The sequence below is a fragment of the Buttiauxella selenatireducens genome, from assembly GCF_031432975.1.
In the GTDB taxonomy this organism is placed as follows: Bacteria; Pseudomonadota; Gammaproteobacteria; order Enterobacterales; family Enterobacteriaceae; genus Buttiauxella; species Buttiauxella selenatireducens.
The window spans coordinates 993,351-1,009,361 of the sequence record NZ_CP133838.1 but is presented as its reverse complement, the minus strand read 5'-3'; the positions used below and the strand labels follow the sequence as shown (position 1 = coordinate 1,009,361).

The following is a 16,011-nucleotide window of genomic DNA, read 5'->3' as shown; positions in this document are numbered from 1 at the left end:
CTATCTGCACTTTATTTTTTTACTTAGAGCTTAGCCGAAACCCAAGCTTCAATACCGGCCAGTGCGCCCGGCAATGCTGCAGCATCCGTACCACCCGCCTGGGCCATATCTGGACGACCGCCTCCTTTGCCACCGACTTGCTGAGCGATAACACCAATCAGTTCTCCCGCCTTCACGCGGTCGGTCACATCTTTAGAGACACCTGCAATCAGAGAAACCTTACCTTCTGATACAGTCGCCAGAACGATAATTGCCGAACCGAGCTGATTTTTCAGGTCATCGACCATAGTACGCAGCATCTTCGGTTCAACGTTGGCGAGTTCACTCACGAGGAGTTTAACGCCCTTCACATCGACAGCTTTGCTGGAAAGGTTTGCACTCTCCTGCACTGCCTGCTGTTCTTTCAACTGCTGCAACTCTTTTTCAAGCTGACGAGTACGTTCCAGAACCGAACGCACTTTCTCATTCAGATTCTGGCTGTCGCCTTTGAGCAGTTGAGCAATATCCTGAAGCTGTTCACTCTGAGCATGCAGATTTGCTAGCGCACCTTCACCAGTAACGGCTTCAATACGACGCACACCCGCAGCTGTACCGGATTCTGCAACGATACGGAACAGGCCGATATCGCCAGTGCGGCTTGCGTGAATACCACCACACAATTCGGTAGAGAAATCACCCATGCTCAGAACACGCACGTGGTCATCATATTTCTCACCAAACAGCGCCATTGCGCCTTTAGCTTTAGCCGATTCCAAATCCATTACATTGGTTTCGATAGGCAAGTTGCGGCGAATCTGGGCGTTGACGATATCTTCAACTGCGCGAATTTCAGTCGGTTTCATGCCTTCAAAATGCGAGAAGTCGAAACGCAGGCCTTTGTCGTTAACCAGTGAACCTTTCTGCGCAACATGCGTGCCCAGAACCTGGCGCAGTGCGGCGTGCAGCAAGTGAGTTGCGGAGTGGTTCAGACGAATACGTGAACGACGCGCTTCATCAACTTCAGCTTTTACGCTGTCGCCCACTTTCACTACACCCGAGACGACTTTGCCCAGATGACCGATTGCCTGGCCATACTTCTGCGTATCGCTTACGGCAAAGTCCACACCGTTGCCTTTGATTGCGCCTTTGTCACCAACCTGGCCACCAGATTCTGCATAGAATGGTGTTTCATTGAGCACCACAACAGCGTCCTGGCCCGCAGTCACTTGTTCAACGGCTTTACCATCAACAAACAGTGCGGTGACTTTAGCGTTCAAATCAGTGTGATCATAACCTTTGAAAGCGGTAGCTGAATCTACGCGGATCATGCTGTTGTAGTCAGCGCCAAAACCGCTGGACTCGCGTGCACGACGGCGTTGTTCTTCCATCGCAGCTTCAAAACCAGACTCGTCTACTTTCAGGTTACGCTCGCGGCAAACATCAGCAGTCAGATCCACCGGGAAACCGTAAGTGTCGTACAGACGGAAAGCCGTTTCGCCGTCCAGCGTATCGCCCTTCAGTTTCGCAAGTTCTTCATCCAACAGCGCTAAACCACGCTCAAGTGTACGAGCAAACTGTTCTTCTTCCGTTTTCAGAACTTGCTCAACCAACGCTTGCTGGCGTTGCAGTTCTTCACCCGCCGCGCCCATCACTTCAACCAATGGGCCAACCAGTTTGTAGAAGAAGGTTTCTTTAGCACCCAGCATATTGCCGTGGCGAATCGCACGACGAATGATACGGCGCAGCACGTAGCCACGACCTTCATTGGACGGTGTAACACCATCAGCAACCAGGAATGCGCAAGAACGAATATGGTCAGCGATTACACGCAGCGATTTGCTGGTCAGATCGGTTGCGCCAGTGACTTTGGCAACAGACTTAATCAGTTGGCTGAACAGATCGATTTCGTAGTTGGAGTTAACGTGCTGCAGAACAGCTGCAATGCGCTCCAGACCCATACCAGTATCAACAGACGGCTTAGGCAATGGCAACATGGTGCCATCTTGCTGACGGTTGAACTGCATGAATACGATGTTCCAGATTTCGATATAACGGTCGCCATCTTCTTCAGCGCTACCCGGAGGTCCGCCCCAAATATGGTCGCCATGGTCGAAGAAGATTTCGGTGCATGGGCCGCATGGGCCAGTGTCACCCATCTGCCAGAAGTTATCAGATGCGTAAGCTGCACCTTTGTTATCACCGATGCGAATAATACGTTCGCGCGGGACACCAACTTCTTTTTCCCAGATTTCAAACGCTTCGTCGTCAGTCTCGTAAACCGTGACCCACAAACGATCTTTTGGCAGGTTAAACCACTGTTCGCCGGTCAATAATTCCCATGCGAAGTTGATGGCATCGTGTTTGAAATAGTCACCGAAGCTGAAGTTACCCAGCATTTCAAAGAAAGTGTGGTGACGTGCAGTGTAACCGACGTTCTCCAGATCGTTGTGTTTACCACCGGCGCGAACACAACGTTGAGACGTTGTTGCACGGGAATAGTTACGCTTGTCGAGACCAAGGAATACATCCTTGAATTGGTTCATCCCGGCATTGGTAAACAGCAAAGTAGGATCGTTATTCGGAACCAGGGAGCTACTCGCTACAACCTGGTGACCTTTACTATGGAAAAAATCGAGAAACGCCTGACGGATCTCAGCGGTGCTCTTGCTCATAATTATCCTGAAATCAAGCTAACGAGGAGTTGCAAACCTGACATAGCCAATTTTAATGCTTTGGCCTTGACCTGTTTACCTGGAAAAAGTGGGAATAAGATAAGTTTTCTTATCAGGGAAGTAAAATTTCTCTTGTGCCTAATCGGTAAAATTTCAGGGGTTGCTCCGTATATACCCAAAATAATCGGAGTTGCATCACTAAAACGTCAAAGGTGTTTTAGAACAGCGCTTGCTCTGGCCCCAACGGGCGAGGCCGCAGGACGAGTCACGTGGCAAACTCATTAATACCCAGGAGCTTAAGTGACTGGGGTAAGTGAGTGCAGCCAACGCAGATGCCGCTTCAAGTATGACGGGTATAAACGCTCTGGATATCTTCCATAAAGAACCCACGGTACAGCAGGAAACGCTGCACTTTAGCTCGTTCCTTCCATTCTGTAGGAAGTTGCTCACCAAATTTTCGCTCGGCGATTTCTCGAGCCATCTCTTGCCAGTCTATTTCACAATTAAACATTGCGGTTTCACTCGTATCGCGGGCAATGCCTTTGCTCTGTAATTCCTGGCGGATACGCTGTGGGCCATATCCTTTACGGGCACGGCTAGCAATGAAGCGTGACGCAAACTGCGCATCGTCCAGCCAGTGGTGTTCATAACACCAGGCAATGACTTTTTCGATATCTTCTGGCGTGAAAGGATCTTCCTCAGATTTCGGCTTTCCTGGGAAAGTGGGTTGGGCAGACAGTTTACGGCGGAGTTCTTGTTCGCTGTGATCACGCATCGCGAGGATACGCGTGGCTTTGTCTAACAAGCGGGAGTAAGTGTTACGGCGGGGAGTCGAATCAAACATATACCCATCATCCTTCAAGCTGCAGGGGTGGTGGCTGCAGTCGCTCACCCCAGTCACTGACAAAAGCAATCTCCAGGGGACTTACCTGCAACTCGAATGCTAATGGGTATAGCAGGTAATCTATTTTAAGAGCGAAATACATTAAAAGCTGAAACAAACAAGGGCTGCCGTGGCAGCCCTTGTTGGGATTTAGAAGTCTTCGTTGGTTTCTGCGACGTCTTTGTCGTGGTCGTCAACGACGAAATCTGGCGTACCGTCCTGATTGTTCAGCAGCATCTCGCGGAGTTTCTTCTCGATTTCCACGGACATCGGCTTGTTCTCTTTCAGGAAGTTACTGGCATTGGATTTGCCCTGGCCAATCTTCTCACCGTTGTAACTGTACCAGGCGCCCGCTTTTTCAATCAGCTTGTGTTTCACGCCCAAATCAACCAGCTCACCGTAGAAGTTGATACCTTCGCCGTACATAATCTGGAATTCAGCTTGTTTAAACGGTGCAGCAATTTTGTTTTTGACCACTTTAACGCGGGTTTCACTACCCACCACGTTGTCGCCATCTTTAACCGCACCGATACGGCGGATATCAAGGCGGACAGAAGCGTAGAACTTCAGTGCGTTACCACCCGTAGTGGTTTCCGGGTTACCGAACATCACACCAATTTTCATACGAATCTGGTTAATGAAGATCAACAGCGTGTTCGACTGCTTGAGGTTACCCGCCAGTTTACGCATTGCCTGGCTCATCATACGTGCCGCAAGGCCCATATGAGAGTCACCAATTTCGCCTTCAATTTCAGCTTTCGGTGTCAGAGCGGCAACGGAGTCAACCACGATAACGTCAACGGCACCAGAACGTGCCAGCGCATCACAGATTTCCAGAGCTTGCTCGCCAGTATCAGGCTGGGAACACAGCAGGTTGTCGATATCGACGCCCAATTTTTTAGCGTAAATCGGATCCAGAGCATGCTCGGCATCGATAAAAGCACATGTTTTACCTTCACGTTGAGCGGCGGCGATAACTTGCAAAGTCAGCGTCGTTTTACCAGAGGATTCTGGTCCGTAGATTTCAACGATACGCCCCATTGGCAAGCCGCCGGCTCCCAGAGCAATATCCAGTGAAAGTGAACCGGTAGAGATCGTTTCCACATCCATGGTACGGTCTTCACCCAGACGCATGATGGAGCCTTTACCGAATTGTTTTTCAATTTGGCCAAGTGCTGCCGCTAACGCCTTCTGTTTGTTTTCGTCGATAGCCATTTTTACTCCTGTCATGCAGGGTGATACACGAGTGCGCCACGCTGCTTACTATGCTGTTTTGTTGTGCCAATTATACTGTATGGTCATACAGTATCAAGCTTATTTTTGAGAAATTCTTCCCACAGGGTTTGCAGTGCATATTCAGTGGCCTGACGGCGAACGGCATCACGGTCACCGTCAAAAAGTTGATGGCGAGCGACAGTGCCATCAAGCTTTGAACTGAAACCAAACCACACGGTGCCAACAGGTTTTTCTTCGCTGCCACCATTTGGCCCCGCGATACCACTGACGGCAATCGCGTAATCTGCAGAAGCCGCAAATAACGCCCCCTGCGCCATTTCACGCACCACAGCTTCGCTCACCGCGCCGTGGGTTTCTAGCGTGCCATTATCAACACCAATCATTTGGTGCTTAGCCTCATTACTGTAGGTAACAAAGCCGCGTTCAAACCAGGCGGAGCTACCTGAAACATCAGTAATCACCTTCGCAATCCAGCCGCCGGTGCAAGATTCCACCGTCGTGACGGTGGCTCCAAGTTGCCCAAGCGCCTCGCCCAACTGGTGACTTAATTGACGCAATGTTTTCTCTGTCATATTGGCTCCGATTGTAGACATATCGCAGGGTGACACGATAGCACTTAACGACACTTTCAGAGGATTACATTAAATAACGCGAGGCGGTTCCAGAGAATAAAACGGCCAGCGAATGCTGGCCGGCGATATCATTTCATGCTGTTGGCAATAGCTTCCACGTTATGCTTGAAAGCCATCTCGTAAGTGCTCGCGGGGCCGCTCACGTCGGAAAGTGCCTCAGGGTACAACTCTCCACCCGGTTGTGCGCCACTTGCTGCTGCGATTTGTTTTACCAGACGAGGGTCTGTCTGATTCTCAATAAAGTAAGTTTTGATGTGCTGACTTTTGAGCAGTTTAATGAGCCCTGCAACATCACTGGCATTCGCTTCAGCTTCGGTCGAGAAGCCCACGGGCGCCAGGAAAGTCACACCATATTGCTGGCCAAAATAACCGAATGCATCGTGGCTGGTAAGCACTTTACGATGCGATTTGGGAATAGATTCAAAGCGTGTTTTTGCCCAGCTATCTAATAATTTCAGGCGCGTGGCGTACTCGGTGCCGCTGTCCTTTATTGCAGTGGCATCTTGAGAGTCCGCCGCCATCAGAGCCTTCATAATATTTTGTGCGTAGACTGCCCCATTTTCAGCACTATTCCAGGCATGCGGGTCAGTAATTTGTTTACCATCATCGATCATGCTGCGCGTGGAGATACCATCAGAGGCAACAATAATTTTGCCTTTATAGCCTGAAGCACTTACCAGGCGGTCCATCCACCCTTCCATTCCCAACCCGCTTACGATAACCACATCAGCCTGGCTTAAAGCCACGCTGTCTTGCGGTGATGGCTCGAAGCTGTGTGGATCGCCGTTTGGCCCCACCAGGCTTTTTACCGTGACATGCTCACCGCCGACTTGTTTAGCCATATCAGCGAGCACCGTGAAACTTGTCACCACATTGAGGTTCTTCGCTAATGCCGCCTGGCTGGAACAAGCCAGCACCAATGACATCATCATCCCAAAACGTTTCATTTAATCCCCTTGCTTGTTGTTATCCAGCCTCGACACAGGCTTCGAGCCAGCCCGCTGCGCGAACCGAAAATGATTGAGATAAAGAAGCCAACGCTCGCCGTCAGAACAATCGCAGGCCCTGCGGGTAGCGCGGCTGCAAAGGACCATGCCAGCCCAACCCATGCCGACAACAAACCACAGGCAACCGCGATGAATATCGCGCCGGGCAGCGTTTTCGCCCAGCAGCGCGCTGACACCGCCGGTAACATCATCAGCCCGACAGACATCAACGTGCCGAGAATTTGAAATCCAGCGACAAGGTTAAGCACCAGCAGCGCGAGAAACACGCCGTGAATAAGATGTGGAGCGAAGCGGTTATTGACCTGTAAAAAGCTGCGGTCGAAGGTTTCCATCACCAGTCCGCGATAAAAAGCCGCCAGAATGAGTAACGTCACGCTGGCAATCACGCCGACAAAGATCGTTGCCTGGCTATCAACAGCCAGGATTGAGCCAAATAAAAGGTGCAGCAGGTCAACACTGGAACCACGAAGCGAAATGAGCGTGACGCCTAACGCCAGCGAGCCAAGATAAAATCCCGCGAAACTGGCATCTTCTTTAAGTTGGGTCCGAGAGCTCACCAGGCCGGAAATTAATGCAACCAGCACGCCCGCGACAAAGCCGCCGATACCCATCGCAACCAGTGACATTCCCGCCAATAAATAGCCCACTGCCACGCCAGGTAGGATGGCGTGGGAAAGCGCATCGCCAACCAGACTCATACGTCTTAGCAGCAAAAAGATCCCCAGCGGAGCGGTACTCAGTGAGAGTGCCAGGCATGCGACAAGCGCACGACGCATAAAACCGTAATGGATAAACGGCTCAAAGAAGAAGTGATAAATCATGCTGATAACACCAGATGAGTACCAAATTGCGAATAGCGAGGTAACACTTCAGCAGTCTTTCCCCAATGGAAATGATCTTGTGCGAGCAATAATACCTGTGGGAAGTACCTGCTGACGCGTTCGTTATCATGCAGCACAGCCAGGACCGTTTGGCCTGTCTGATGCATTTGGCAAATTAGCGACATCAGGAAATCGCTGGTTTGCGAGTCGACTCCGGTAAACGGCTCATCAAGCAGAACCAACGGCGCGTTTTGCACCAGTAAACGTGCGAACAGCATTCTCTGAAACTGGCCACCAGAAAGCATTTCAATAGGCTGTTTGCTGTAGGCGCTCAAACCCACTCGCTCGATGGCATCAGCTATCCGCAGGCGGTTTTGGCGATTCAAGGCTGAAAACAGATTGCGGACCGGCCACGCCCCCATACACACCACATCGTAAACAGTGGCAGGAAACTGTCTTTCCATTTCAGCAAGTTGTGGCAACCAGGCAATACGCGGGACGTTACCGTCGGTAAACCGCAGTTGCCCCGACACCGGTACCTGTAATTTCAGCAGCGTTTTGAGTAACGTCGATTTCCCTGTGCCGTTCGCACCAATAACGGCGGTCATACTCCCTTTTGTAATCTGACCCGTTAGTGCCGGTGTCACCGCCCTTCCCTGATATCCCAGCACCAATTGATTTAGCGTGATCATGCCAGTGCAATCGCCCAATGAATGGCCAGCCATAAACCGGCGAGCAGGATTAAGACGGCGCAAAACCGAACTGGCGCAGCCACAGTTAAAAATGTCCGTAAAGGGAGCATTGCGGGGTAAACCCTTCAATTTGATTTGTTATAACATAACATAAATTAAATTGAAGACGATGTAAATTCCTGATCGACGATCAGGAAAAACCTTCATGACAAGTACTGGGGAAAGTAGACCCCGCCTCAGAACAAGGCGGGGAAAAGATTACTGAACGCGGGCCAGCGCTACCGCCTGACCTAACTGCCAGACAGCCATTGCATAATGCGTGCTGTGGTTATAACGGGTGATGGTGTAAAAATTCGGTAAACCGTACCAGTACTGATAACGATCCCCCATATCCAGGCGCAGCAAACTGGCTTCCTGATGGTTCCCCAGGGAAGCGGTCGGGCTTAAGCCTGATTCCGCCAGCGCGGAAACGGAGTACTTAGTCTTAAAGCCGTTTGCTAATCCCGGCACTTGGCCGTTAGCAGGAACAGCAACCAAATCACCTTTCACCCAACCGTGGCCTTTGAAATAATTTGCCACGCTGCCAATCGCGTCTTCGGGATCCCACAAATTCACATGGCCGTCGCCGTTGAAATCAACCGCGTATTCCTTGAATGCCGTAGGCATAAACTGACCGTAACCCATCGCCCCAGCAAAAGATCCTTTCAGCGCCAGCGGATCGTCACCTTCTTTGCGTGCCATCAGCAGGAAGGTTTCCAGTTCGCCAGAGAAGTATTGAGCACGGCGCGGATATGCGAAGGATAATGTCGCCAGGGCATCGATGATGCGTGTTTTGCCCATTACGCGACCCCAGCGAGTTTCCACGCCGATAATCCCAACAATGATTTCAGGAGGAACGCCGTAAACCTGGAAAGCCCGTTTCAACGCATCATCATATTGATTCCAGAACGCGACACCATTTTGCACATTATCCGGCGTGATAAATTTGCCACGATAACGTAACCATGCACCATTCGGGCCCGGAGGCGGCGCAGTAGTCGGTGCCTGTTGGTCCATTAAACGCAGCACATAATCCAACCTTTTGGCTTGAGACAGCACCTCATGCAATTGTTGACGGTCAAAACCATGCTCACTCACCATTTTATTGATGAATTTCTCAGCTTCAGGATTATTGGCAAAATCCCCCGTCTGCATAAATACATCATGCTGTGGCTGCAACAAGAAACCACCCGAAGGCGTGCCTGTTTGCTGTTGCTGAGTTTCAGTTTTCGGTTTACTGCTACACGCGGCAAGTAAAACAATAAGTGGAAGTAACGCGACGGAGTAACGCATGTGTTGGGATATCCATATGACTGACGACGAATGAGTATTCCTTATGGTAAATCAAAATCAGAACGGGAGTAACAGACTCTGCGAGTCGGCGCGAAGTTTTCCTGCTCTTTGGCGATGTGTCATCGCATGGTTCTGTGGTGTAATAGTGAAGTTTTTCACGGCACATCAGCTTCATGAGAGAATGTGAGCACTAACAATAAATAAAATCACAAATAACTTTTAATTCAATGGATTAGATAGAAAAAACATTATGAGCACTACGGATAACTTTGACGGCCACACCCCGATGATGCAGCAGTACCTGCGCTTGAAAGCACAGCATCCTGAAATCCTGCTGTTCTATCGTATGGGTGACTTTTACGAGCTTTTTTATGACGATGCGAAACGCGCGTCGCAACTGCTCGATATATCCCTGACTAAGCGTGGGGCATCCGCTGGGGAACCCATTCCAATGGCAGGTGTGCCACATCACGCCGTCGAAAACTATTTAGCTAAGCTTGTGAACCTGGGTGAGTCGGCAGCCATCTGCGAACAGATTGGCGATCCAGCCACCAGTAAGGGGCCGGTTGAGCGTAAAGTGGTGCGCATTGTCACCCCCGGCACCATCAGCGATGAGGCTTTGTTACAAGAGCGCCAGGACAATTTGCTCGCGGCTATTTGGCAGGACGGTAAGGGTTTTGGCTATGCCACACTCGACATTAGTTCAGGTCGTTTTCGTCTGTCAGAGCCGGAAGATGTCGAAACGATGGCGGCAGAACTTCAACGCACCAATCCTGCCGAATTGCTGTATGCGGAAGATTTTGCAGAAACGCGCTTAATTGAAGGTCGTCGCGGTTTGCGTCGTCGCCCGTTGTGGGAATTTGAAATTTCAACCGCGCGCCAGCAGCTGAATATGCAATTTGGCACACGTGACCTGACCGGTTTTGGTGTCGAAAACGCCCATCATGCGTTGTGCGCAGCCGGTTGCTTGCTGCAATACGTTAAAGATACTCAGCGCACTTCGCTGCCGCACATCCGTTCAGTCACGATGGACCGCCAGCAAGACAGCATTATCATGGATGCGGCAACGCGACGTAATCTGGAAATCACCCAGAACCTGTCTGGCGGCTTTGAAAATACGCTGGCTTCGGTGTTGGACTGCACGGTTACGCCGATGGGCAGCCGCATGCTGAAACGCTGGCTGCATATGCCTATCCGAAATGTCGATGTCCTGCAAAAACGCCAGCAGACCATTGCCGCGCTACAAGACAGAACCGCTGAAATCCAACCGGTGCTGCGTCAGGTGGGCGATCTGGAGCGTATTCTGGCACGTCTGGCATTGCGTACTGCACGCCCACGTGATTTAGCCCGTATGCGCTATGCCTTCCAACACTTGCCTGAACTGCGCGAACTGCTGAGCGATGTACCAACTGAATATGTCCAGACGCTGCGTGAGAACATGGGCGAGTTCACCGAGTTACGTGAGCTACTCGAACGCGCCGTGGTCGAAGCGCCACCCGTGCTGGTACGTGATGGCGGTGTTATCGCACCAGGCTATAACGAAGAGCTAGACGAATGGCGAGCACTGGCTGATGGTGCAACGGATTATCTCGACAGGCTGGAAATCCGTGAGCGTGAAAAACTCGGTCTGGATACGCTGAAGGTTGGTTTCAATGGCGTACATGGTTATTACATCCAGATTAGTCGCAGCCAAAGCCATCACGCGCCGATTCATTATGTTCGCCGCCAGACGTTAAAAAACGCCGAACGCTATATCATTCCTGAGCTGAAAGAGTACGAAGACAAAGTGCTGACCTCAAAAGGGAAAGCGCTGGCGCTGGAAAAGCAGCTCTACGATCAGTTGTTCGATGCGTTGTTACCCCATCTTGAAGCATTGCAGCAAAGTGCCACCGCCCTCGCAGAACTTGATGTGCTGGTAAACCTGGCTGAACGCGCTTATAGCCTGAATTACACTTGTCCACAATTGACGGATAAACCGGGAATTAAGGTGGTTGGTGGTCGTCATCCGGTTGTTGAACAGGTTCTTAGCGAACCCTTTATCGCCAACCCGTTAAGCCTTGCACCTCAACGACGTATGTTGATTATTACCGGGCCGAACATGGGCGGTAAAAGTACTTATATGCGTCAGTCTGCGCTGATAGTACTGCTGGCTTATATCGGCAGTTTTGTTCCTGCGCAGCAGGCTGAAATTGGCCCGATCGACCGTATATTCACCCGCGTCGGTGCGGCAGATGATCTGGCTTCCGGACGTTCAACCTTCATGGTGGAAATGACCGAAACGGCAAATATTCTGCATAACGCCACTGAAAACAGCCTGGTGCTGATGGATGAAATTGGTCGTGGGACTTCCACCTACGATGGACTGTCGCTCGCCTGGGCGTGTGCCGAAAGCCTGGCAAACCGCATCAAAGCGCTAACGCTTTTCGCCACGCACTATTTTGAGTTGACGACGCTTCCAGAAAAAATGGAAGGTGTGGCGAACGTGCATTTGGACGCAATTGAACACGGTGACACCATCGCGTTTATGCACAGCGTGCAGGACGGTGCAGCGAGCAAAAGTTATGGACTGGCCGTAGCGGCGCTGGCAGGCGTGCCAAAAGAGGTCATAAAGCGTGCGCGTCAGAAACTGCGTGAGCTTGAGACTGTTTCGAATAATACAGCGGCCACTCAGGTCGATGGTACTCAGATGTCGTTGCTGTCTGTTGCGGAGGAAACTTCACCTGCGGTAGAAGCGCTGGAAGCATTAGACCCGGATTCACTGTCACCGCGTCAGGCGCTGGAGTGGATTTATCGCCTGAAGAGTCTGGTGTAGATTTCAGCATCAGTCGCCCTCCCCCTGACCCTCTCCCCCAGGAGAGGGAAAAACTGCAAAAAAAAGCGGTGGCCTGAATCCAGGTCACCGCTTTTTTACTTGATGAGTCGATTACTCGCGGAACAGAGCTTCGATATTCAGCCCTTGAGTCTGCAAAATCTCACGCAGACGACGTAGACCTTCAACCTGAATCTGACGAACACGTTCACGAGTCAGGCCGATTTCACGACCCACATCTTCCAGTGTTGCAGCTTCATAGCCTAACAGACCAAAACGACGAGCCAGCACTTCACGCTGTTTAGCGTTTAGTTCAAACAACCACTTAACGATACTTTGCTTCATATCATCGTCTTGTGTGGTGTCTTCCGGGCCGTTGTCTTTTTCGTCAGCCAGAATATCCAGCAGCGCTTTTTCAGAATCGCCACCCAACGGGGTGTCGACTGAGGTAATGCGCTCGTTGAGACGCAGCATACGGCTAACATCATCAACCGGTTTATCCAGTTGTTCGGCAATCTCTTCCGCACTCGGCTCATGGTCGAGCTTATGGGAGAGTTCACGCGCCGTACGCAGATAAACGTTCAGCTCTTTCACGATATGAATCGGTAAACGAATCGTACGGGTTTGGTTCATGATTGCCCGTTCGATGGTTTGACGAATCCACCATGTAGCATACGTTGAAAAACGGAACCCACGTTCTGGGTCAAACTTCTCAACGGCACGAATCAGCCCAAGATTCCCCTCTTCAATCAAGTCCAGCAGAGCCAGACCACGATTGCTATAACGACGGGCAATCTTTACCACCAGACGCAAGTTACTTTCAATCATGCGGCGGCGGGAAGCGATATCACCACGCAGAGCGCGGCGGGCAAAATACACCTCTTCCTCGGCTGTTAATAGTGGAGAGTAACCAATCTCCCCAAGATAAAGCTGAGTTGCGTCAAGCACACGCTGCGTGGCCCCCTGCGACAACAACTCCTCTTCGGCTATGTCGTTATCACTGGGTTCCTCTTCTACGAGGGCTTTCTCGTCAAAGACCTCAACTCCATTCTCATCATATTCCGCGTCTTCATTTAACTCGTTAACTTTCAGCGTATTCTGACTCATAAGGTGGCTCCTACCCGTGATCCCTGGGCAAAGCACCTTGCACTTCGTCTTTTAAGCGGTCTCTGCGTTGGCTACCTTCGCTCACCCAGGTCACTTACTTTTGTAAGATCCCAGGGATTAGCTCAGTTGCCGCCTTGATACCACTTAAACGACTTTGTGCATGAAAGTACTTTGCCGGCTTATCGCTGCGGTAAGTAACGCAGCGGGTTGACGGATTTCCCCTTGTAACGAATTTCAAAATGCAAACGTGTTGAACTGGTTCCGGTGCTACCCATGGTAGCTATCTTCTGCCCCGCCTTGATTTCTTCTTGTTCCCGGACCAGCATTGTATCGTTATGGGCGTAGGCACTCAGGTAATCATCATTATGTTTGATGATGATTAGATTACCGTAACCACGCAGCGCGTTACCGGCATACACCACTCGCCCGGAGGCGGTAGCAACAACAGCCTGGCCTTTGCTGCCTGCGATATCGATCCCTTTATTGCCACCTTCAGTAGCAGAGAAGTTCTCAATAACCTTGCCTTCAGTCGGCCAGCGCCAGGTCGAAATTGGCGCGCTATCGGACGTGCTGCTGGCAGTGGGTACAGTAGTCGTAGAGCTAACCACAGGTGCCGTAACCGGTGCTGTGACGGTTGTCGCAGTACCTTTATTATTCGGCAACATTTTGTTAGCACTCTGTTCACCTGAATCCTCAGAATACGTAATTACTGGTTTAGAAGCAACCACTACGGCGGTTTTTTGCGCAGCGGTAGGCGTGACGCCTTGAGCACTCGCATCAGCCGCTGTCACAGCGTTTCCACCCGTAATTGGCGCGCCAGATGCATTACCAATTTGTAGGGTTTGGCCCACGTTCAAGCCATACGGCTCGGGGATATTGTTGCGTTGGGCTAAGTCACGGAAGTCATTTCCGGTGATCCACGCAATATAGAAAAGAGTATCGCCACGTTTAACGGTGTATGTGCTACCGCCGGTATAGCTACCTTTCGGAATAGCGCCATATTTGCGGTTATAAACAATGCGCCCATTTTCAGTCTGTACCGGTTCGGAAACGACCGGCTGCGGCTGCGTTTGCACTGGCTGAATTTGTGGAGTCTGGTTTTGGGTGGACATTTTCGGTGGTGGAGTCACCAACATGCCACCGGAAGAATTGCTGTTGGCATTGCCGTTACCGCCCACCGAACTGATAGGCGCCTGGGTGTTATTGCTGGTACATCCCGCTAACCACAGGCTCACCAACGACAAAGCTGCTATACGGCGTAAAGTAAAAGTTGGGCTTCCCGCGCTCATTTATCCCCCAAAAAAACAATCATATGCTTATGAAAATACGGCAGAACTGGCGCTTACGGCCAGATGTCAAAATCTCGTTGCGCGTAACGTTACGCCAAAACTCTTAGAAAAAAACAAGATAGTTCCAGGTTATGCCAATTCACCCTTAACTAAGGGTACAAAACGAACGGCTTCTACCGTATCAATGACAAATTCCCCACTCAGTCGACGAACGCGCTTCAGATACTGCCGATCTTCGCCAACCGGGAGGACTAAAATTCCACCTTCGTCCAGCTGCGACAATAATGCGCTGGGGATCTCCGGTGGTGCTGCCGTAACAATAATAGCGTCAAATGGACTGCGCGCATGCCAGCCCTGCCAACCATCACCATGACGGGTTGATATATTGTGCAGATCGAGCTGTTTTAAACGTCGCCTTGCGTGCCATTGCAGGCCTTTGATGCGTTCAACTGAACAAACATGATGCACCAAATGCGCAAGGATAGCGGTTTGATAACCCGAGCCGGTGCCGATTTCCAACACGCGAGATTCGGGCGTCAACTCAAGCAACTCGGTCATTCTTGCAACCATATAAGGTTGCGAGATAGTTTGGCCAGAGCCAATGGGCAATGCTGTGTTTTCCCAGGCTTTATGCTCAAACGCCTCATCGACAAATTTTTCCCGTGGCACCTGCGCAATCGCATCAAGAACCTTCTCGTCCTTGATGCCTTGAGCGCGCAGTTGTGTGATAAGGGCTTCTACGCGTTTGCTTACCATTGCTCATCCACTCCTGATTTGCTCAACCAGTGACTGACCACCTCACGCGCGCTGTGAGCAGTAAGGTCAACATGCAATGGTGTTACCGAAACATAGCCTTCATCGACGGCCGCAAAATCGGTATCAGGGCCTGCATCAAATTTGTCGCCTGGCGGTCCAATCCAGTACAGCGTATTCCCGCGTGGATCTTCTTGTGGGATAACTTTGTCTGACGGATGGCGGCTACCGCAGCGCGTAACACGAATGCCCTTGATTTGATCAAGCGGCAAATCCGGTACGTTAATATTTAAAATACGGCCGGTGCGCAGCGGTTCACGCAATAAAGCGCGCAAAATTGAACGGGTCACAGCGGCCGCGGTTTCGTAATGCTCATAGCCGTTTAACGAAACAGCCAGGGCCGGAATGCCTAAGTGCCGCCCTTCCATCGCAGCCGCAACGGTGCCGGAATAGATGACATCATCGCCCAGGTTCGGCCCGGCATTAATACCTGAAACCACAACATCCGGGGCTGGGCGCATCAGTGTGTTAACGCCAAGATAGACACAGTCCGTTGGCGTGCCCATTTGCACGGAAATATCACCGTTCGAAAGCGTGAAAGTGCGCAATGAAGATTCGAGCGTCAGTGAGTTTGATGCCCCACTGCGATTACGGTCAGGGGCAACCACCTGCACATCAGCAAATTCCCTAAGTCGAGCAGCCAGCACCTGAATGCCTGGCGCATTGACACCGTCATCGTTACTCAAAAGTATTCTCATATTGGATTTACTAAGCTTCTTTTTGTTGTTTTATTCCATTG

13 protein-coding genes are annotated in these 16,011 nt (G+C 50.9%); 1 reads left to right on the top strand and 12 read right to left on the bottom strand.

Annotated elements, in window-relative coordinates; genetic code table 11:
• Positions 1 to 23: 23 nt before the first annotated feature.
• The 8 genes from alaS to mltB form a co-directional block, all read right to left on the bottom strand.
• Positions 24 to 2,651, bottom strand: a complete 2,628-nt coding sequence (gene alaS / locus RHD99_RS04580) for an alanine--tRNA ligase (RefSeq protein WP_309877639.1) — start codon at positions 2,649 to 2,651, stop codon at positions 24 to 26.
• Between the two features lie 340 nt (positions 2,652 to 2,991).
• A complete protein-coding gene (locus tag RHD99_RS04575) occupies positions 2,992 to 3,495 on the bottom strand; it encodes a regulatory protein RecX (protein ID WP_309877638.1) in 504 nt (167 codons plus the stop codon).
• Positions 3,496 to 3,684: 189 nt separating this feature from the next.
• Positions 3,685 to 4,749, bottom strand: a complete 1,065-nt coding sequence (gene recA / locus RHD99_RS04570; RefSeq protein ID WP_183270408.1) for a recombinase RecA — start codon at positions 4,747 to 4,749, stop codon at positions 3,685 to 3,687.
• An 83-nt stretch (positions 4,750 to 4,832) separates the two neighbouring features.
• Positions 4,833 to 5,342 carry a nicotinamide-nucleotide amidase gene (pncC, locus tag RHD99_RS04565; RefSeq protein WP_309877636.1) on the bottom strand — a complete coding sequence of 170 codons (510 nt, stop codon included), beginning with the start codon at positions 5,340 to 5,342 and terminating at the stop codon, positions 4,833 to 4,835.
• 128 nt (positions 5,343 to 5,470) lie between these two features.
• The gene (locus RHD99_RS04560; RefSeq protein ID WP_309877635.1) at positions 5,471 to 6,349 is read right to left on the bottom strand and encodes a metal ABC transporter substrate-binding protein; all 879 of its coding nucleotides are present in this window, start codon (positions 6,347 to 6,349) and stop codon (positions 5,471 to 5,473) included.
• Entirely contained in the window at positions 6,346 to 7,230 is an 885-nt protein-coding gene (locus tag RHD99_RS04555; RefSeq protein WP_309877634.1) for a metal ABC transporter permease, read from the bottom strand. Before RHD99_RS04555 ends, RHD99_RS04560 begins: the two co-directional genes overlap by 4 nt.
• On the bottom strand, positions 7,227 to 7,922 hold the full coding sequence (locus RHD99_RS04550; protein WP_309877633.1) for a metal ABC transporter ATP-binding protein: 696 nt from the start codon (positions 7,920 to 7,922) through the stop codon (positions 7,227 to 7,229). The genes RHD99_RS04555 and RHD99_RS04550 overlap by 4 nt, the downstream gene beginning before the upstream one ends.
• A 258-nt stretch (positions 7,923 to 8,180) precedes the next feature.
• Entirely contained in the window at positions 8,181 to 9,254 is a 1,074-nt protein-coding gene (gene mltB / locus RHD99_RS04545; RefSeq protein WP_309877632.1) for a lytic murein transglycosylase B, read from the bottom strand.
• 250 nt (positions 9,255 to 9,504) lie between these two features.
• Between mltB and mutS the strand changes: the two genes are divergently transcribed.
• Positions 9,505 to 12,066: a DNA mismatch repair protein MutS gene (gene mutS, locus RHD99_RS04540; protein WP_309877630.1), complete on the top strand. Its 2,562-nt coding sequence runs from the start codon at positions 9,505 to 9,507 to the stop codon at positions 12,064 to 12,066.
• A 111-nt stretch (positions 12,067 to 12,177) separates the two neighbouring features.
• Here mutS and rpoS read toward each other — a convergent pair whose 3' ends face one another.
• The 4 genes from rpoS to surE all read right to left on the bottom strand — a co-directional run bounded on the left by rpoS (position 12,178) and on the right by surE (position 15,970).
• A complete protein-coding gene (gene rpoS / locus RHD99_RS04535; RefSeq protein ID WP_034497934.1) occupies positions 12,178 to 13,170 on the bottom strand; it encodes an RNA polymerase sigma factor RpoS in 993 nt (330 codons plus the stop codon).
• A 179-nt stretch (positions 13,171 to 13,349) separates the two neighbouring features.
• Complete coding sequence (nlpD, locus tag RHD99_RS04530) at positions 13,350 to 14,459, bottom strand: murein hydrolase activator NlpD (protein WP_309877629.1); 1,110 nt, start codon at positions 14,457 to 14,459, stop codon at positions 13,350 to 13,352.
• Between the two features lie 129 nt (positions 14,460 to 14,588).
• Positions 14,589 to 15,215, bottom strand: coding sequence for a protein-L-isoaspartate(D-aspartate) O-methyltransferase (locus tag RHD99_RS04525; protein WP_270143355.1), 627 nt, complete (start codon positions 15,213 to 15,215; stop codon positions 14,589 to 14,591).
• Positions 15,209 to 15,970: a 5'/3'-nucleotidase SurE gene (gene surE / locus RHD99_RS04520; protein WP_309877628.1), complete on the bottom strand. Its 762-nt coding sequence runs from the start codon at positions 15,968 to 15,970 to the stop codon at positions 15,209 to 15,211. Before surE ends, RHD99_RS04525 begins: the two co-directional genes overlap by 7 nt.
• Positions 15,971 to 16,011: the final 41 nt, after the last annotated feature.